This window comes from Campylobacter pinnipediorum subsp. pinnipediorum (assembly GCF_002021925.1).
In the GTDB taxonomy this organism is placed as follows: Bacteria; Campylobacterota; Campylobacteria; order Campylobacterales; family Campylobacteraceae; genus Campylobacter_A; species Campylobacter_A pinnipediorum.
This window is the reverse complement of record NZ_CP012546.1, coordinates 1,070,152-1,086,898: the sequence shown is the minus strand read 5'-3', so window position 1 is coordinate 1,086,898 and position 16,747 is coordinate 1,070,152. Positions and strand designations below refer to the sequence as shown.

Below are 16,747 nucleotides of genomic sequence, written 5' to 3'. Positions count from 1 at the left end.
TAGTGTATAAATTTGCTATAAATAGACCAATTACTACTTTGATGATTTTTTTATCACTTTTTGTTTTTGGAATCATATCCATAAGAACAATGAGTATAAGCTTGTTTCCTGATGTTGAAATTCCGCTTGTTAAAATTACAACATTTGCAAAAGGCGATAAAAACTATATAAATAACAAAATTACAAAAAAACTTGAAGATGAAGTTTCTTCAATAGATGGTATTAAAAATATAAATTCTGTTAGTTATGATAACCTTAGCGTTGTTTTGATTGAGTTTGAACTTGAAAAAAATATAGAAATAGCTTTAAATGATATAAGGGATAAAATTTCAAAAGCCGGTTTGCCAGTAAAAAGTATAACAGAAAAAGTATCTGGTTCTGATAAGCCAATTTTTAGTATTTTTGTAAGTTCTAAAGATAAAAATACAACAAATTTAATGAAAGTTGTGGATGAAAAAGCTATAACATTTTTGCAAAGAATAAATGGGGTAGGTGGAATAAATAAAGTAGGATTTTTAAAGCCACAAGTAAATATTTTATTAAATCCATTTTTATTAAACAAATTTAATTTAAATGCTAAAGATGTTGCACAAATCATAAATTTACAAAATTTTCAAATGCCTCTTGGTAATTTGCAAACAGATGATAAAAAAATAGTTTTAAGTTCCGATTTTAACGCAAAAAGCATAGATGAGCTAAAAAATTTAAGAATCAAAGATGGCTTGTTTTTACAAGATATAGCCGATGTCTCCTTTTCTCATGCAAAAACAGATAGTTTAGCGATTATGGATGGCAAAGATGGTGTTATGCTTGAAATTAAAAAAATAAACGGCATAAATACAATAAAAACAATAAAAGCCATAAAAGAAAGTTTAAAAGATTTTAAATATTTGATTGGTGATGAACTTGATTTTAATATAGCTTTTGATGAGAGTGGGATTGTTTTAAAACATATAAAACAAGTAGCTTTAGATATGGTTCTTGGTATTTTTCTTACTGCTTTGATAGTTTTTTTATTTTTAAGAAGTGTTTCATCAACCATAATAGCAACTATTGCAATTCCTGTGAGTATTATAGGAACATTTTTTATAATGGATATTTTGGGTTATGATATAAACCGTTTAACTCTTGTAGCTTTGACGCTTGGGATTGGTATATTTGTCGATGATGCTATAGTTGTCATTGAAAATATATCAAAGAAAATAGAAAATGGTGAAAAAAATCCACTGATAGCTGGTTTTGATGGTGTTCGTGATATAGCATTTAGTGTTCTTGGAATATCATTAGTATTACTTTGTGTTTTTATTCCGATAGCATTTATGGATGGTATCGTTGGTAGATATTTTAACTCTTTTGCTATTAGTGTTGCTGGTGGAATTGTTGTTTCTTTTTTGGTTTGTATAATGCTTATCCCAGCACTTTGCACTAGATTTTTAAATACAAAAAAAAGTTATTTTTATAATAAAAGTAGCTTTTTGTTTGAAGCTTTAGATAATTCATATGGTAAAGTTTTAGACCTTATTTTAAGGTTTAAATTTATTTTTATAATTATTACTTTTTGTATATTTGCTTTTTGTATATCTTTTGCAGGAAAAGTTGGTATTGATTTTATGCCAAGTGAAGATAATAGCGAGTTTAATATTTTCATAAAAGCGGATCCAAGCTCATCAATTGACTTTATGCAAGATAAATTACAACCTATTATAAATACAATCAAAGATGATAAACGTATTGAATATTTTTATACACTTGTTGGTTATGATGATGCAAAACAAGCTTATAAGGCTAAAATCTATGCTCATTTGGGCCCTGTGTCTAAAAGAAATCAAAGACAAAAAGATATAATGGCTGATTATAGAAATAAACTTGATTTTTCTGATTTAAATATCAGCATTACTGATTTACCTATAGTTGATACTGGTGATAATGAACCTGTTCAGATTATAATTACTGGTGATAGTTTTGATGAGCTTGAAAATATATTTTTAAAAGTCAAAAAAATGCTCACTGATTTTGGTGGCGTTATTGATATAAAAAGCAAAAATGAAGATAAAAGTGAGCAGATAAAAATCAGTATGGATAGAGAAAAGCTTTCAAAACTTCACATTAGTGAATACGAAGTAGCTACGATAATCAACACATCTTTTTCTCAAAATACTATAAGTTTATATGATAATGGTGTTAATCAATATGATATCGTGATAGGATTTGATGATAAGTTTAAAAAAGATATACAAGAGCTTAAGAAAATAAGAGTAAAAAATGCTTTTGGTGAATTTTTTACTTTAGATAATATCGCTAGTTTTGAGATAAAAAAAGATATTTTGTTTATACCAAGATATAACAAGCAAAACGAATTAAAAATTTTAGCAAATTTGGACAATATACCGCTTGGTAATGTATCTGCATATCTTGATGAAAATATTCCTGAGATTTTACCGCAAGGATATAGTAAGAAATATACCGGCTTTATCAAGCTTATGAAAAATACAAATGAGGCTTTTATCTTTACTATAAGTCTTAGTGCATTACTTATTTATATGATACTTGCCGCTCTTTATGAGAGTTTTGTTTTGCCATTTGTTATCATGATATCTATGCCTCTTGCTTTTGCTGGAGTTGTTGTTGGACTTTTAATGAGTGGAAATTCTTTTAGTCTTTTTGTTATGGTCGGTTCTATTTTGCTTTTTGGTATGGTTGGTAAAAATGCTATTTTGGTAGTTGATTTTGCTAATAAATATGCAAATAGTGGAATTGATTTAAATGAAGCTATAAAAAAAGCAGGAATTATGAGACTTCATGCGATTTTAATGACAACTTTTGCCATGATATTTGCTATGCTTCCACTTGCTATTTCAAAAGGTGCTGGTTACGAAGCAAACTCGCCTATGTCTATAGCTATAATATCGGGTCTTATAAGCTCTACTATATTAACACTTTTGATAGTTCCAGCACTTTTTTCATTTGCGTATAAGCTAGATAAATACTTTAAAAGATTTTATGAACGAGAAAAAATATAGTGAAAAATTTAGTTTTAGTTACTTTTATATGGGCTTTTAGTTTTAGCTTTATAGGTGAGTTTTTAGCTGGAAAGATAGATAGTTATTTTTCTGTTCTTGTTCGTGTTTCTTTGGCTAGTATCGTTTTTTTACCATTTACAAAATTTAAAAACATACCATTAAAATTATCTTTTAGTATTATGTTTATAGGCGCTATGCAGATTGGTTTAATGTATTTGTTTTATTATAATTCTTTTTTATATTTAAGTGTTGCAGAAGTAGCTTTATTTACTATTTTTACTCCATTTTATGTTACTTTGGTTTATGATGCTTTTTCTTTGAAATTTAAAAAATTATATCTAGTTAGCATAGGTATCGCTTTTTTAGGGGCATTTGTTATCAAATATGACGGCATAAATAATAATTCATTAAAAGGTTTTTTGTTAGTTCAGGGTGCAAACTTATGCTTTGGAGCAGGTCAGAGCCTATATAAAATTTTAATTGAAAAATTTAATGGATTTAATCAAAGGGATATATTTGGATATTTTTATTTTGGTGCTTTTATAGTTGTTTTGATAGCATTTGCTTTATTTGGGAATTTTGAAAAAGTAAATCCAAATTTAACTCAGACTTTAACATTGATTTGGCTTGGTGTTGTTGCAAGCGGAGTAGGGTATTTTTTATGGAATAAAGGCGCTTGTGATGTTGATAGTGGAGTTTTGGCTATTATGAATAATGCTTTAATACCGGCTGCTATATTGGTAAATTTATTATTTTGGCAAAAAGACACAGATTTGTTTAAATTAATTATAGGTAGTTCTATTCTATATATTTCACTTATAATTCACAATAAAATTATTAAATATTACAATACAAATGTAAATTAAATATTTTTCTAATGTTACTTTTAGTGGCACATTCTTGATTTTGATTATTAAAATATAAACATTATTAATTAGCACAAGTGTATTTAAATAACAATACTGTTAATTTTGTTTATTATTTTATGTTACCAATATTCACATATTAATTTTAATCTTAAAAATAATTACACATTTAGTGCATGTTTTTTGGTTTTTTTATTAAAATATAAATAAATAAAAAATGATTTTAATATAAGGAGATTTTATGTATTCTTTCTTAGCTTTTTTTCCTATTATTGTAATACTTGTTATGATGATAGGTTTTAAAAAGAGTTCAAAGCTTTCACTTAGTGTCGCTTTAGCCTTTGCTCTGCTTATTTCATATTTTTCGTTTGGTGCTAGTGTTACCGAACTTAGTGCAAGGGTTTTGTTTGGCTTTCTTAAAGCTTTTGACATACTCGTAATTATATTCGGAGCGATCCTTATATTAAATACTATGAAGTATTCAGGTGCCATGAATGCTATAAATAATGGATTTACAAAGATTACGACAGATCGTCGTATTCAAGTTATTATTATAGGTTGGGCATTTGGAGCATTTATAGAGGGTGCAGCGGGATTTGGTGCTCCAGCAGCTTTAGCGGCTCCGCTTTTGGTGGGACTTGGCTTTCCTGCTTTCGGTGCAGCTATAACCACTCTTATCTTAAATAGCTCACCTGTTAGTTATGGCGCAGTTGGAACTCCAACTTTTGGTATCCAACAGGCTTTAAATTCTTTTTTGCCTGATCCGGTAGCACTTGATGCTTATATGAAAGATGTTAGTATACATACAGCTACTATACATTCAGTCTGTGCTTTATTTGTGCCTTTTTTGGTTGTTGCTATGATGGTTAAAATTTTTGGTAAAAACAAAAGTTTTAAAGATGCACTTCCAGTCTTACCATTTTGTTTATTAGCTAGTATTAGTTTTATAGTTCCATTTTTTTTAATGGCCAAATTTGCTGGTTTTGAGTTACCTGCATTGCTTGGCGGTCTTATATCTTTAGGTATATTGGTTTTAGCTGCTAAAATTGGATTTTTAGTGCCAAAAGATAAATGGGATTTTGAGCCTATTGAAACTTGGCCAGATTTTTGGAAGGCTCCTATCAATACATCTTCAGAAAAAAAAGAAACTGTTACTCAAAATATGTCACTATTTATGGCTTGGTTGCCTTATGTGATTATATCTCTTGTTCTTGTTATTACTCGTATTCCGCAATTTGGATTAAAAGATTTTTTAAAAAGCTTAAAAATAGAATTTCCAGCAATTATGGATGTTCCAGGGACAGCTTATGATTTTGAGTATGCTTATTTACCAGGAACTATACCATTTATTTTAGTTGCCATTATTATAATATTTTTACATAAAATGAAAATTGAAGATGTAAAATCTGCTTGGAGTGTTACTTTTGGGCAAGTTTCAAAAGCTGTTATACCTCTGGCGGCCGGTGTTGCAATGGTTTATATTTTAAAAGATTTTAAATTTACATATGAAACCCAAGAAGGCTTTACAATGGTTAAGATTATGGCTAAGTTCTTTGCTGACTTATCAGGAAAAGGTTATGTAATAGTTTCTCCATTGATAGGCATATTGGGGAGTTTCTTTTCTGGTTCTAATACTGTATCAAATATTTTATTCGGAGGTCTTCAGTATGAAACTGCTTCATTGGTGGGTTTAAATACCCAAGTTATTTTAGCATTGCAAAATGTTGGCGGTTCTATTGGGCATATGGTGTGTATAAATAATATAGTTGCTGTATGTGCGACAGTTGGTCTGCTTGGTAAAGGCGAAGGAAGACTACTTACATATAGTTTATTACCGTGTTTATTTTACACCGTTTTGGCTGTAGGTGTAGGTTATGTTTTATTAGGTGTTATATAACCAATCAAAATAAAGGAGAGTATAATGAATAAAAAAGTTTATCTTTATTCGACTTGTCTTGGTTCTGCTACTATGGGTAGAACCTTGGTAAGTGCTATAAAGCTACTTCAAAGAGAGGGTATTGAGGTGATCTATAAAAAAGATCAAACCTGTTGTGGACAACCTAGTTATAATACAGGGTATTTTGAAGAGAGTAAAAAAATAGCTCTTTATAATGCTGATTTGTTTAAAGGTGATTATCCTATCTTGGTTCCAAGTGGTTCTTGCACGGGGGTAATGAAGCACGATTATTTAGAGCTTTTTCATGGTGATAAAAATGAAGAAAAGATAAAGGAATTTAGTTCACGTGTTGTTGAATTAAGTGTTTATCTCGATCAAGTCTTAGGTGTTAAGTATGAAGATAAAGGCGAGCCTGTTAAGATAACATGGCATTCAAATTGTCACGCACTTCGTGTCGCAAAAAGTATAGATAGTTCCAAGAATCTATTAAAACAGCTTAGTAATGTAGAACTTGTAGAGTTAAAATATGAAGAAGAGTGTTGCGGATTTGGTGGAACTTTTTCTGTAAAAGAGCCTGAAATTTCAGATGCCATGGCTATAGAGAAAATGAATGATATAAATAATGCAGGTGTTAAATATCTAGTCAGTGCGGATGGTGGATGTATGTTAAATATATATGGCACACTTAAACGCCAAAAATCAGATGTAAAACTAATACATCTTTATGACTTCTTATTGAACCGTATTCAAGGAGAGGCGCTATGAATAATCATAAAAATATAGTAAATATAAGCTTAAATGATCAACAATTAAGAAAAAATTTAGGTGATGCTATGCACTTGTTACAAGGTAATAGAGCTCGTGTTATAGAGAATAAATATAATAACTGGCAAGAACAAAGACATAGTGCAAAACATGCTAAAAACAATAGTCTTTATCGATTAGATGAAAGACTATTAAAGTTTGAAGAAAAAGCTAAAAAAAACGGATGGATTGTTCACTGGGCAAATACTGGCGATGATGTATGTGAGATAATTTATCAGCTTATGCTTGAAAAAGGTGCTGATAAGGTTATTAAACAAAAAACAATGGCTTCAGAAGAAGTTGGCCTTAATCACTACCTAGAAAAAAGAGGAAAAAAATCACTTGAAACAGACCTTGGAGAGGTTATTATACAATTAGTTGATGAAAAACCTGTTCATATTGTTGTTCCAGCTATTCATAAAAACAGATATCAAGTAGGTGAGATATTCCATGAAAAAATAGGTGCTCCGTTAGAAAATGAGCCAGAAAAATTAAATGCAATTGCTCGTGATTATATGCGTCAGCATTTTAAAACCGGAACCATAGGCATTTGTGGAGCAAACTTTGCTATAGCGGAAGAAGGTGCCATATGGTTAGTTGAAAATGAAGGTAATGGTAGAATGTCTACTACTATACCAGATGTTTTGGTATCAATTTGCGGTATAGAAAAAGTATGTGATACTGTTGAAGATGCATCTAACCTAGTTGGTTTATTGACTCCATCTGCAACAGGTCAATTTATAGCAAACTATAATAATATTATATCAGGTCCAAGAAGAGAAGGTGAGCTTGACGGTCCAAAAGAGTGTCATATAATTTTATTTGATAATCATAGAACAAATATGCTAGCACATGAGGATTATTATGAGGCTCTTCGCTGTATTCGCTGTGGTGCTTGTATGAATTTCTGTCCTGTCTATGATAAGATTAGTGGACACTCATATCAATCAGTATATCCTGGTCCTATAGGTGCTGTTATTAGTCCTCAAATATTTGGTATGGATATAAATGGAGATGTTGTTTCGCTTTGTTCGCTTTGCGGAAGATGTAGCGAAGTTTGTCCTGTTGAAATTCCTTTAGCTGATTTGATTAGAAAACTAAGAAGAGACAAAGTAGGAGATGGTAAAAATCCTCCATATGGTGCAGATAATATAAATCATAGTGCTGTTGAAAGAATGGGTTTTAAAGGTTTTACTATGGTAGCTACAAGTGGATTTATGTGGCGAACGGCTATGACAAGTGCTAGGATATTTAATGGCTTAATTCAATCACAAGGTAAAAATATTCCTGTACTAAAATTATGGTTTGAGCATAAAGATTTGCCACCATTTAACTTTAATACAAATGATGTTATATCAAAAATGGAAGGAGTAATCTATGAGTAAAGAAGAAATTTTACACCGCATAAGAAGCGGTAAGCATAATATGCAAATGATTGATGACGCTCCAACAGCAGACCCAGTTCAGTTTATTAAAAGAGATCCAAGTGGTGATATGTATAAGGAATTTATAGATAGAATCACAGAAAATAGATCGATTGTTGTAGAAACAACTGAAGATAAATTAGCTGAGGAAATCAATGGCATAATCAAAAAAGAAGGCGCAAAACATCTTATATATTCAGATGAAAAACTACCTTTTGATGCAGAAACTTTAGATATAGAAAAGAAATTTAAATTCGATAAGCCTATTGAGCAGTTTAAACAACAAATTTTTGATTTTGATATGTCTATTATAAGTGCAAGATATGCTGTTAGTTCCCATGGTACTTGTTGTATAGCTTCTAGCAAGACTCAGCCAAGAATGATGAGCTTATCTCCAAAAATATGTGTAATGCTTGTTAAAAAAGATACTATAGTTAAAAGCTTGAGTGAGGCTTTGCATAAAGTCAAGGAAGAAGAGGGTGGAAGGTTGCCAACAAATACAATCTTTATAACTGGCCCATCTAGAACAGCAGATATAGAGCTTCAAACTATTATAGGTGTTCATGGTTCTCAGATAGCATATGTTATAGTATACTAAAGTTTAAAGGGCTTTTTTTTAAAGCCCTTTTTGGAATTATTAAAACAATCCAGCTATTTGTGAAGCTATTTTATTTTCTAGGATTGGTATAGCCTCGTTTAAATTAAGACCACTTTTTGTAGCTTCTGCAAAAATTGTTGTTTTTTGTTCTGTATAATCTCTTTCAAATACTTGGTTGTCATAATTTGTTGAGTTTGAATTAAAGTTTCCACTAGCCTCATCTCTTCTTATTTCCCCACCAAATTCATTAAAAAATCCTGATTTTCTTTTATCAGCTACACTTGCTTGACCAGAAACGTTTCCTTTATTTGCAGTAACTTTTCCTTTTGCTTTTTCTCTGACTATAATATCAACTTGCATTTGGTATATCGTATCTTCTGTTAGTTTTCCTATTATGCCTGTTACTGCAGCTCCTATTGCTCCACCTGCAATAGTTCCTGTTATAGAGCCGTGGTTATATGCACCAATACTGCTTCCTATTGCTCCACCTGTTACTGCGGCTCCAGCTGCATTGTTTTCACTTTTTTTGTCGCAATATAGTATATTGCTCATTAAAATATATGTTGCTATTTCTGGATCATCTACTATTTTATAGCCTCTTTGTGTTAAAAGATTTTCTATTTGATTTTGTATGTTTACATTTTGACCACTTGTATTTTTTGTCGCAATAAAAATTAACTTTTTGCTACTAGCAACAGGATTTATAAATATACTTTGACTCATTTTTGCATTTGTTTGTAATTGAATTGTTGCACAACCAACAAATAACACAGAAGCTAATGCAACTGATGTTATAATTTTTACTGATTTCATTACTTTACTTCCTTTTAACGTTTTAAATTTTAGATTAATATCCAATGTAAAGATTATATCAAAAAAATATAATTTTATATGATTATTTTATAATATATTTTTGTATTTATAAAATAAAATTATAAAATAATTAAAAATTTAAGCAAAAAATTATATTATTTAGCTATAATCTCAATTCATCTTTGGTAATGGACAGATGGGTGAGTGGCTGAAACCACACCCCTGCTAAGGGTGCAGCTCTTAACGGGGCTCGAGGGTTCAAATCCCTCTCTGTCCGCCACTAATACTTTTAAATACCTTTCAAAACCTTTCACAAAGCCTTATAAAATCGAAGTTTTAAAGCCTTTATACCTTTCAATGATTTTCAATAAATTTCAATGATTTTAAGATTTTTTTATTGACTTTTTTATTGACTTGTAAAAAATAATTGAATAAATTTGGTTTTGAGTCAATAAAAAAGGGATAAACATGCCTAAAATAGCTACTTCGCTCACTGCAATATCAATCAAAAATTTAAAACCAAAAGATAAGCCCTACTTTGTAAGCGATGGTTTTAATATGTTAGTTAAAGTCGCTCCGAACGGAAATAAAACTTTTGTATTTATATATAAAAGTCCAAAGACAAATAAACGTAGGCGACATACAATAGGAACATATCCAACAATGAGTTTAAGCGAAGCAAGAGAAAAAAGAACAGAGTTACAAAAATTAGTAAATAATGGTATAGATATTTTACAAGAGCAAAATTACAAAGATTTTCAAGCAATATATCAAGAATACATAAAAACAAGATCAGATGTAACACCAAAACATCTACAAAGAATAAAAAGTATATTTGATAGATTTATATTACCAAAGTTTGCAAATGCTGATATAAAAATCATAACAAGAAAAGATATAATTAATGCACTCTCCCCTATTCAAGATAAACAAGAAACATTAAAGAAAAGTTTAATAGCTTTAAACCATTTCTATAAGTATGCATTATTATATGAAGACATAGACCATAATATAATAACAGACATAGATAAAAAACGCTCATAGGCAAAATAGAAGTAACACATTATGCTTTCTTAAAAGATGATAAGGATATAAGCAATTTGCTAAGAAATATAAAAGAGTATGCCGGAGATGATAGGATAAAGATATGTGCTTTGCTTCAGCTTTATACAGCTGTGCGTGGAGCAAATGCAAGATTTGCCGAATGGTCTGAGTTTGATTTTGATAAGAGCTTATGGAGTATAAGTGCCCAAAAGATGAAAGCTGGTAAAGCTCATGAAGTGCATTTAACAAATAGCGTTAAAAATATGCTTTTAGAATATAAACAAAAATATACTTTTAACTCAAAATATCTATTTCCTAGCCTAAGGACAAATTTAAAACCTATAAGCGATAACACAGTAAGAACTATGCTAAGAAACTTGGGCTATTCAAACGAGCAAATAACACCGCATGGGTTTAGAGCTACATTTAGCACGATATGTCATGAAAACATAGACATACATAAACATAGCTCGGATGTGATAGAGCTTTGTTTAGCTCACATTGAAACCAATAAAGTAAAAGATGCATATAATCATGCTAAAAATTTAAAGCAAAGGGCTAGTTTGCTTAAATGGTGGAGTGATTATTTAGATAATCTGTATTCGCCTGACATGTAGCGATTAATTGATTGAAGTGAATAATACACCGTTTTATGTCCTGCTTTTCTTTTGTCTAAGATTTTATCTCTTGCTAATCGCCAAAGGGTTGTATCACCAACACCTAGCATCTCTTTGGCTTGTTTTGCTGGTATAAATGTATCGTTCATATTATCTCCTTTTTACAACTTTCATAATCAGCTTTGTATTCATTTAGTTGGTTTTTGTCTTTAATGAATTTCTTTTGTATTTCATCATAATACCCTGTGCGGGATGATATTTCTTTTATAGTTTCAAGCATACATTTATAAATATCATAGTTTTTGTCTTTTATGCCTAAAAACAGTATAAACAAGCTTCTGCCTAAATACTTGTTGTCGCGTTTACCAAAAGTAATATAATTATCAACTAATTCAAAAATATCATTCACAAATGTGCTATTTATAAAACACTCATCTTTATTATCGAGAAAATATAATATTTCTTCTATTTCATATTTTTTAAACTCAAAAGAATTTAAAATAAACACAGCCATATCACAAAGTGCATCAACTCGCTCGTTATCATCTCCAGCTCTTAAATACTCGGCTAACTCTTCAAGGATGTTTGCCATTAAACCATTGCTGTGATCTTCATAAGTTAAATCACGCTCTACGCGGTAAGCTTTTAATTTTTCTTGAATATCGTTAAATTGTGTCTTTGTCATTTTCTAACTCCTTGCTAACTAATGTCGCATATCCTGCGATATCATCCCAATGGTCTTTATAGTTTGGGTTTCCCGCCAAAATTCTTGCTATCTTGTGGGCTATCATTTCCAAAGCTTCAATTTATCCTACTGTTAGCTTGTATTTTTCGCTTTTTATGTATTTCTTTATGTTTTGTGCATAAAATGATTGTAGTCCAAAATCCCCGTGTGTCTTTTGTCTCTCTTTTAAGATATCTTCTATCATCTTTCTACCCTTTTTTTGTCTAATCTTTGTTTTAAAAAATAGGCGTTATCTTCCCAAACATAAGGGATTAATGCACCTATGTCGCCGTAAGCGTCATCTAGCTGAGACCTTATCTTGTCTAAGACTTTAAATGTTACTTCTTCTTTGAATTTGTGCTTTTCTTCAAGGTCTTTATACTTCTTAAAATAATAATCTCTTTCAAGCATTGCATTTTTATATCTTGCTTCATAGTTTAATGAGCTATTAGCGTTTTTAAGCTCTTGCTTTAATGCTACTATCTTGTTGTTTTTCTGCGAAAGATTTGATTTGTAAGCATTTACAACCCTTTGGTGTCTTTTTGCTTTGCTAATCAAAGTCGCATTTAGGCTTGATATCTCGTTTATGTATTTTTCGTGTTTTAATCTCTGATTTTCAGATTTTAATTCATAAAAAGCTTTAACAAGTATCTTTTTGGCTTCTCTTACTTGCTTTGTGTTTTTCATATAAGTAAGCAATAAAGTAGCTTGTTGTTCGTTTAGGTAATAAACTTTTTTATAAGTGCATCCTAGCCCTGCTTGAATTTTAAAATTATAAAAACCAAGATTTCCAAATTCTTCTAAGTCGGGTTTGTATGCTCTTATAAGTCTTTGTATTGACTGTTCGTTGTTGTCAGTTAGTTCTGAAACTTTATCTTGTGTTGTAACTAGTGTGCCATTATAATTTATGACTAAATTATTCATTTTCAATACCTTTCCAATGAGTTATTATTGGAATTATATTGAATTATTATTTATTTGTCAATACTTTATAATTGTTTTTTCAATATTTTTGCATTGAATTAGCAATATGGCACTCGGATTTTAAATCCGACCGCCTATTTTTTCGTTTCTCGTATAAGCATAAACATTATGTATTGATTTAGGCTTACTCCTGCTTCTTGTGCTAAAGCTTCTAATTTTTCTTTCAGCTCGTATGGAATTTTTATTTGTAGGTTATAACTTCCCGTTGGTGTTTCTTTTTCATCTGCCATTACTTCTCCTTGTCTTTATCAAATATTGTGTTAAAAATTTCATTTTCAAAATCTTCCATTTTTTCATCTATGGTTTTTGGTGTTTCGTTAATAATATTTTTTTTATCATTATTTTCCATTTCTTTGCTTATTATTGTCATAATAGCATCTTCTAAAAAAACTTTGCTTTGCTCTATACTTTCCATTAGTAATAATATAAATTTTGCCGCAATATCAATTCTTTTTTCAACTAATTGATACGAAGAAAGCATTTCTTTGTTGCTATTATCAATTATTTCAATTAAACTTTCGTTTAGCGGTGTGTAGTTTATATTTTTTCTTTCTTCTTCTGTACTTGCATATCTTAATATAAGCGTGTCGCAGGTTAAAATAATAGATTCAATGTCTATTAATTGTATTAAAGGGTTTATTGTTTCATAAAAATCAAATTTTATTTTCTTTTTATCAAGTATGTTTTGGACTATTGGTATTAAGGTAATAAAATTTTTTTCCATATTATTAGTAATTAGAGAACGCATATTTTCATCTAAACCTAATTTGCCAAATTGTATATCATATGTCCTTTCAATTCGTGTTTTTATAACAGATTTTTTTTTAAATATTTTTTCAATTCGCTTCTCTGCACGAAATACATAAATTGGAGATAAAATGCCAAAAAATACATATTGTGAAGCCCACAAAACCAAAAATAAAGGTATGCCGACAAGTAAACCAATAATGGTTAAATCCAAAATGAAACTAAGAATATACAAAACTTTAAAAAGCCTAATAAGCTTTTCATTTCTCATCTTAACCCCTTTAAATAAAAGTGTTAAATTCTATTTAAAATTAGATTAAAAGTTTATTTAGTGGTTTGTATTAAACATATAATTCGCTATCAATATCTTTAAGCGATAGTTTTATTCTAATTAATTCTATGTATAGCTTAAGAGCTTTTACAAAAGGCAAAGGCAATTCTTTGTGGTTAAGCTTTTCAAACTCTTTTAACTCTTCTATGCTATAACCTAGATGTTCGCTTAGTTTTTCGTAGGTTGATTGCTTGTATTTGATAATTAATGTTATAGGGTTTAAATTTACATCATCGCTTGATATAATCATAGTTGTTCCTTTTATATTTATTATTTGGTTTTTATCATAAAAATACTAACATACATTGCGGGATACCCAGCTTTTAAGGATACCTAATGCAAAAATTATTAATATGTTATGATTTGTATAAACAAGGACAAAATTATAAGGGGATAGATAATCTTATCCAAACTCTTGGGGATTGTCGTAGGATTTTGAATACTACTTGGATACTAAAAACTAAATATTCATATGATAGAGTTTTTGACAAGCTTCAAAATGAGTGCTTGGATAGTAATGACAAATGTTTAGTTTTTGAGTTGCCGGATGAATTAAATGGCATAATCAGTAATCTAGGCAAAGATGTTACTGAATGGATTAATTCGTAGTTATTGTCTAATTAAGAGTTAGACAAGAAAATGGTATCCCGTTCATCTAAAACTTTTTCTTCTGCCATTATTACTCCTTTGTAAAGCTTAAGCTTATATTTGCACCTTGTGCGTTAGATAGTATCTTGAATATGTTTTTTAAATTTCTTACGCTTTCTATGTTTAGCTGTGATGGTATCCACTCAATGCCACAATTAGGGCATTCGTTTATAAATGTCTGTTGTGTGGCTAGTGGATAAGATAGGCTAAGCCCACAAGCATTACACTTAAAATCTAAGCCTTTTATATCCTTTATAGGGATTTTTTCATCGCTCATTTTAATCCTTGGTTAGTAAATTATATTTGTAATGATTTCTTTTAACTCTTCTTTGCTTACCTTTCCACTTGCTAAATCAACCACTACATCTTCCATCTTGTCCGCAAAATAGACAAAGTAGCCTTCAAGGTCGTTTAACTCTAAAAAGAAAATACCTAAATAAATAGATGTTCTTTTGTTTCCATCTAAAAATGGATGAAATTTAACACAAGAAAAAACTAAATGGGTTAATTTATCTATAAAAGTTGGATAGTATTCATCGTTTTGGATTTGCTCTAAGGCTGAATCTAAATATCCTATGCTAACTTCATTGTAACCATTAGCACCACCCATATTTGATATAATTTGGTCGTGTAGCTCTATGGCATCTGCTATTGTAAAATAATTCACTTGTCTTTTAGCCTTTTAAAGACTGATTTTACTTTAGGATTTTGTAAAACTACATTTTTCATTTTTTCTTTTGTTTGCTGTTTTTTGTCAGTTTCTTGTATAGTTCTCACAGTATTACCTTTTAAATATTTTAAATAATTGTATTCAAAAAGATATTAAAAGTTTATTTATTTTCGCTATAATTGCTTTTAGTTTAGGGAGCTCACGCTGGAATGCGTGGTAAAAAGCGACCCTAAATTCCTTATTAGTGGTTATCAACTAATGGTTTACAACCACTCAACAGTCAACTATTAGTTGACTGTTGCTAAAACGGCATCCCGTATTCTTTGATTAATTCTTCTTTATAGTCATTGTATATTTGTTCTTCTATTTTTAGTGTTTCTTTATATAAAAAAATATCTTTTCGGTAAGGCAAAAGCAAATTATAAAAGCTTGATTGTTCGAGCTGTTTTACTTCTTCTATACTATAATCTAGTTTATCGCCTAATTCTTTGTAGGTATATCGCTTGTGTTTAATTAAAGCTTTTATTGGATTTATGCTTGAAATCATATTTATATCCTATGAAATTAATTAAAATGGTACCGTGTTGTCTGATTGTTCGTATCTGTCGTTATACTCTTCATCTATTTGCTGGTTTTCTTGTATCGTTTGCTTTTGCGATGGTCTTTGATAATTGTTCATTTGATAGCTTTGATGGCTATTTTTGGCATTAGTATTACAATTACCATTAGTGTTATAAGTGTTGTTAGCATTGTTATTTGTATTGCCTAACATCTCCATATTTTCAACTATTACACTATGTTTGCTTTTGTTATTTCCTTGTTGGTCTTGCCAAACATCTTGTTTTAAACGACCCTCAATCAAGAGCTTTGAGCCTTTGCTTAGATACTGGTTTGCTATCTCTGCACCTTTGCCAAAAAAGGTAATATCTACAAAACAAGTCTCTTCTCTTTTCTCGCCGTTTGTTGTAAATTTTCTAGTTACAGCTATGGCGGAATTGCCCAAAGCCAAACCGCTTTCTGTATATCTTAACTCGATATCTCTTGTTAGATTTCCTACTAAAACTATTTTGTTAAACATCTTTTGCCCCTATTTTTAATAAAATTTCTACCAGTCTTTTTGTTTTAGGACTCGCACCAAGATAAACCATATAACTTTTAGTGTGTTTGTTCTCGTGTTGTTTAGCTTCTTCATTGCTAAATGTAAAAAAGAAGTCATTAGGGTCGCATTCCCAAGATGTTTTAACTGCATTATAGTGAATAGAATCAAACTCGTAATTGTGTGAGTCCAAAAATTCTTCCAGCTCATCATCTTCTTTTATATCATTAATGAGTGGTATAAACTTTTTATTCATCTCTTGTGCTAAATCAATCAAATATTTTTTTGAGTCTTCTAATCCTTCAGCAAGACACAAACCATCAGAGGACAAACAATAATTATCATAACCAAAACGACTATCAACAGTTTTATATTTTTTACTAAGAAGCACTAACCCACAAGGCTGCGCTGTGCTTCTTGTGTCTTGAGTTGACATTTCGTTTCCTAAATTCTATAAAAAAGTA

The 16,747-nt window shown here is 30.1% G+C and carries 23 protein-coding genes and 1 tRNA gene; 10 read left to right on the top strand and 14 right to left on the bottom strand.

Going from position 1 to position 16,747, the window contains the following annotated elements:
- The first annotated feature begins 2 nt into the window (after positions 1 to 2).
- The 6 genes from CPIN17260_RS05680 (at position 3) to CPIN17260_RS05655 (ending at position 8,609) form a co-directional block, all read left to right on the top strand.
- Positions 3 to 3,020: an efflux RND transporter permease subunit gene (locus CPIN17260_RS05680; protein WP_078440719.1), complete on the top strand. Its 3,018-nt coding sequence runs from the start codon at positions 3 to 5 to the stop codon at positions 3,018 to 3,020.
- Positions 3,020 to 3,886: a DMT family transporter gene (locus CPIN17260_RS05675; RefSeq protein ID WP_078406079.1), complete on the top strand. Its 867-nt coding sequence runs from the start codon at positions 3,020 to 3,022 to the stop codon at positions 3,884 to 3,886. The genes CPIN17260_RS05680 and CPIN17260_RS05675 overlap by 1 nt, the downstream gene beginning before the upstream one ends.
- A gap of 241 nt (positions 3,887 to 4,127) precedes the next feature.
- Positions 4,128 to 5,783 (top strand): L-lactate permease, encoded by a 1,656-nt coding sequence (locus CPIN17260_RS05670; protein ID WP_078406078.1) that lies wholly within the window; start codon positions 4,128 to 4,130, stop codon positions 5,781 to 5,783.
- A gap of 24 nt (positions 5,784 to 5,807) precedes the next feature.
- Entirely contained in the window at positions 5,808 to 6,548 is a 741-nt protein-coding gene (locus CPIN17260_RS05665) for a (Fe-S)-binding protein (RefSeq protein WP_069631994.1), read from the top strand.
- Positions 6,545 to 7,972, top strand: a complete 1,428-nt coding sequence (locus CPIN17260_RS05660; protein WP_078415328.1) for a LutB/LldF family L-lactate oxidation iron-sulfur protein — start codon at positions 6,545 to 6,547, stop codon at positions 7,970 to 7,972. The genes CPIN17260_RS05665 and CPIN17260_RS05660 overlap by 4 nt, the downstream gene beginning before the upstream one ends.
- The gene (locus tag CPIN17260_RS05655) at positions 7,965 to 8,609 is read left to right on the top strand and encodes a LutC/YkgG family protein (protein WP_069637534.1); all 645 of its coding nucleotides are present in this window, start codon (positions 7,965 to 7,967) and stop codon (positions 8,607 to 8,609) included. The genes CPIN17260_RS05660 and CPIN17260_RS05655 overlap by 8 nt, the downstream gene beginning before the upstream one ends.
- A 39-nt stretch (positions 8,610 to 8,648) precedes the next feature.
- Here CPIN17260_RS05655 and CPIN17260_RS05650 read toward each other — a convergent pair whose 3' ends face one another.
- Positions 8,649 to 9,422, bottom strand: coding sequence for a complement resistance protein TraT (locus CPIN17260_RS05650; RefSeq protein ID WP_069631997.1), 774 nt, complete (start codon positions 9,420 to 9,422; stop codon positions 8,649 to 8,651).
- Positions 9,423 to 9,612: 190 nt separating this feature from the next.
- Here CPIN17260_RS05650 and CPIN17260_RS05645 point away from each other — a divergent pair.
- The 3 genes from CPIN17260_RS05645 (at position 9,613) to CPIN17260_RS09420 (ending at position 11,083) form a co-directional block, all read left to right on the top strand.
- Positions 9,613 to 9,702 (top strand) — tRNA-Ser (locus CPIN17260_RS05645).
- A 188-nt stretch (positions 9,703 to 9,890) separates the two neighbouring features.
- A complete protein-coding gene (locus CPIN17260_RS09425; RefSeq protein WP_226996901.1) occupies positions 9,891 to 10,466 on the top strand; it encodes a tyrosine-type recombinase/integrase in 576 nt (191 codons plus the stop codon).
- A 56-nt stretch (positions 10,467 to 10,522) separates the two neighbouring features.
- Complete coding sequence (locus CPIN17260_RS09420) at positions 10,523 to 11,083, top strand: tyrosine-type recombinase/integrase (RefSeq protein WP_226996902.1); 561 nt, start codon at positions 10,523 to 10,525, stop codon at positions 11,081 to 11,083.
- On the opposite strand, the gene CPIN17260_RS05635 is transcribed toward CPIN17260_RS09420, so the two are convergent.
- From CPIN17260_RS05635 to CPIN17260_RS05605, 8 genes are all read right to left on the bottom strand, one after another.
- Positions 11,050 to 11,232: a helix-turn-helix transcriptional regulator gene (locus CPIN17260_RS05635; RefSeq protein WP_078440718.1), complete on the bottom strand. Its 183-nt coding sequence runs from the start codon at positions 11,230 to 11,232 to the stop codon at positions 11,050 to 11,052. The two genes, CPIN17260_RS09420 and CPIN17260_RS05635, sit on opposite strands and share 34 nt — an antisense overlap.
- On the bottom strand, positions 11,229 to 11,768 hold the full coding sequence (locus tag CPIN17260_RS05630; RefSeq protein ID WP_069637530.1) for a hypothetical protein: 540 nt from the start codon (positions 11,766 to 11,768) through the stop codon (positions 11,229 to 11,231). The genes CPIN17260_RS05635 and CPIN17260_RS05630 overlap by 4 nt, the downstream gene beginning before the upstream one ends.
- Positions 11,749 to 11,874: a hypothetical protein gene (locus CPIN17260_RS09555; RefSeq protein ID WP_257617167.1), complete on the bottom strand. Its 126-nt coding sequence runs from the start codon at positions 11,872 to 11,874 to the stop codon at positions 11,749 to 11,751. The genes CPIN17260_RS05630 and CPIN17260_RS09555 overlap by 20 nt, the downstream gene beginning before the upstream one ends.
- Positions 11,875 to 11,889: 15 nt before the next feature.
- Complete coding sequence (locus tag CPIN17260_RS09550) at positions 11,890 to 12,012, bottom strand: hypothetical protein (RefSeq protein WP_257617166.1); 123 nt, start codon at positions 12,010 to 12,012, stop codon at positions 11,890 to 11,892.
- On the bottom strand, positions 12,009 to 12,731 hold the full coding sequence (locus CPIN17260_RS05620; RefSeq protein ID WP_078415578.1) for a Rha family transcriptional regulator: 723 nt from the start codon (positions 12,729 to 12,731) through the stop codon (positions 12,009 to 12,011). The genes CPIN17260_RS09550 and CPIN17260_RS05620 overlap by 4 nt, the downstream gene beginning before the upstream one ends.
- 134 nt (positions 12,732 to 12,865) lie before the next feature.
- Positions 12,866 to 13,021, bottom strand: a complete 156-nt coding sequence (locus CPIN17260_RS05615; protein ID WP_078415577.1) for a toxin-antitoxin system HicB family antitoxin — start codon at positions 13,019 to 13,021, stop codon at positions 12,866 to 12,868.
- A complete protein-coding gene (locus tag CPIN17260_RS09305; protein ID WP_193431663.1) occupies positions 13,021 to 13,809 on the bottom strand; it encodes a hypothetical protein in 789 nt (262 codons plus the stop codon). Before CPIN17260_RS09305 ends, CPIN17260_RS05615 begins: the two co-directional genes overlap by 1 nt.
- A 70-nt stretch (positions 13,810 to 13,879) precedes the next feature.
- Complete coding sequence (locus tag CPIN17260_RS05605; RefSeq protein WP_078387810.1) at positions 13,880 to 14,119, bottom strand: hypothetical protein; 240 nt, start codon at positions 14,117 to 14,119, stop codon at positions 13,880 to 13,882.
- 86 nt (positions 14,120 to 14,205) lie between these two features.
- On the opposite strand from CPIN17260_RS05605, the gene CPIN17260_RS05600 reads away from it, so the two are divergent.
- Positions 14,206 to 14,478: a hypothetical protein gene (locus tag CPIN17260_RS05600; RefSeq protein WP_069637524.1), complete on the top strand. Its 273-nt coding sequence runs from the start codon at positions 14,206 to 14,208 to the stop codon at positions 14,476 to 14,478.
- A gap of 70 nt (positions 14,479 to 14,548) precedes the next feature.
- On the opposite strand, the gene CPIN17260_RS05595 is transcribed toward CPIN17260_RS05600, so the two are convergent.
- From CPIN17260_RS05595 to CPIN17260_RS05575, 5 genes are all read right to left on the bottom strand, one after another.
- Complete coding sequence (locus tag CPIN17260_RS05595) at positions 14,549 to 14,794, bottom strand: hypothetical protein (protein WP_069637523.1); 246 nt, start codon at positions 14,792 to 14,794, stop codon at positions 14,549 to 14,551.
- A 12-nt stretch (positions 14,795 to 14,806) separates the two neighbouring features.
- Positions 14,807 to 15,184, bottom strand: a complete 378-nt coding sequence (locus CPIN17260_RS05590; RefSeq protein ID WP_069637522.1) for a type II toxin-antitoxin system death-on-curing family toxin — start codon at positions 15,182 to 15,184, stop codon at positions 14,807 to 14,809.
- A 304-nt stretch (positions 15,185 to 15,488) separates the two neighbouring features.
- Positions 15,489 to 15,734 (bottom strand): hypothetical protein, encoded by a 246-nt coding sequence (locus tag CPIN17260_RS05585; RefSeq protein ID WP_069637521.1) that lies wholly within the window; start codon positions 15,732 to 15,734, stop codon positions 15,489 to 15,491.
- A 21-nt stretch (positions 15,735 to 15,755) separates the two neighbouring features.
- Positions 15,756 to 16,265 (bottom strand): single-stranded DNA-binding protein, encoded by a 510-nt coding sequence (gene ssb, locus CPIN17260_RS05580; protein WP_078440717.1) that lies wholly within the window; start codon positions 16,263 to 16,265, stop codon positions 15,756 to 15,758.
- Entirely contained in the window at positions 16,258 to 16,719 is a 462-nt protein-coding gene (locus CPIN17260_RS05575) for a hypothetical protein (protein WP_078440716.1), read from the bottom strand. The genes ssb and CPIN17260_RS05575 overlap by 8 nt, the downstream gene beginning before the upstream one ends.
- Positions 16,720 to 16,747: the final 28 nt, after the last annotated feature.

Excerpts from the sequence above, each read along its gene's own strand:
- CPIN17260_RS05670 (WP_078406078.1), top strand. The coding sequence starts at position 4,128 with ATGTATTCTTTCTTAGCTTTTTTTCCTATTATTGTAATACTTGTTATG.
- CPIN17260_RS05665 (WP_069631994.1), top strand. The coding sequence starts at position 5,808 with ATGAATAAAAAAGTTTATCTTTATTCGACTTGTCTTGGTTCTGCTACT.
- CPIN17260_RS05660 (WP_078415328.1), top strand. The coding sequence starts at position 6,545 with ATGAATAATCATAAAAATATAGTAAATATAAGCTTAAATGATCAACAA.
- CPIN17260_RS05655 (WP_069637534.1), top strand. The coding sequence starts at position 7,965 with ATGAGTAAAGAAGAAATTTTACACCGCATAAGAAGCGGTAAGCATAAT.
- CPIN17260_RS05650 (WP_069631997.1), bottom strand. The coding sequence starts at position 9,422 with ATGAAATCAGTAAAAATTATAACATCAGTTGCATTAGCTTCTGTGTTA.
- CPIN17260_RS09425 (WP_226996901.1), top strand. The coding sequence starts at position 9,891 with ATGCCTAAAATAGCTACTTCGCTCACTGCAATATCAATCAAAAATTTA.
- CPIN17260_RS05635 (WP_078440718.1), bottom strand. The coding sequence starts at position 11,232 with ATGAACGATACATTTATACCAGCAAAACAAGCCAAAGAGATGCTAGGT.
- CPIN17260_RS05630 (WP_069637530.1), bottom strand. The coding sequence starts at position 11,768 with ATGACAAAGACACAATTTAACGATATTCAAGAAAAATTAAAAGCTTAC.
- CPIN17260_RS09555 (WP_257617167.1), bottom strand. The coding sequence starts at position 11,874 with ATGATAGCCCACAAGATAGCAAGAATTTTGGCGGGAAACCCAAACTAT.
- CPIN17260_RS09550 (WP_257617166.1), bottom strand. The coding sequence starts at position 12,012 with ATGATAGAAGATATCTTAAAAGAGAGACAAAAGACACACGGGGATTTT.
- CPIN17260_RS05620 (WP_078415578.1), bottom strand. The coding sequence starts at position 12,731 with ATGAATAATTTAGTCATAAATTATAATGGCACACTAGTTACAACACAA.
- CPIN17260_RS05615 (WP_078415577.1), bottom strand. The coding sequence starts at position 13,021 with ATGGCAGATGAAAAAGAAACACCAACGGGAAGTTATAACCTACAAATA.
- CPIN17260_RS09305 (WP_193431663.1), bottom strand. The coding sequence starts at position 13,809 with ATGAGAAATGAAAAGCTTATTAGGCTTTTTAAAGTTTTGTATATTCTT.
- CPIN17260_RS05605 (WP_078387810.1), bottom strand. The coding sequence starts at position 14,119 with ATGATTATATCAAGCGATGATGTAAATTTAAACCCTATAACATTAATT.
- CPIN17260_RS05600 (WP_069637524.1), top strand. The coding sequence starts at position 14,206 with ATGCAAAAATTATTAATATGTTATGATTTGTATAAACAAGGACAAAAT.
- CPIN17260_RS05595 (WP_069637523.1), bottom strand. The coding sequence starts at position 14,794 with ATGAGCGATGAAAAAATCCCTATAAAGGATATAAAAGGCTTAGATTTT.
- CPIN17260_RS05585 (WP_069637521.1), bottom strand. The coding sequence starts at position 15,734 with ATGATTTCAAGCATAAATCCAATAAAAGCTTTAATTAAACACAAGCGA.
- ssb (WP_078440717.1), bottom strand. The coding sequence starts at position 16,265 with ATGTTTAACAAAATAGTTTTAGTAGGAAATCTAACAAGAGATATCGAG.
- CPIN17260_RS05575 (WP_078440716.1), bottom strand. The coding sequence starts at position 16,719 with ATGTCAACTCAAGACACAAGAAGCACAGCGCAGCCTTGTGGGTTAGTG.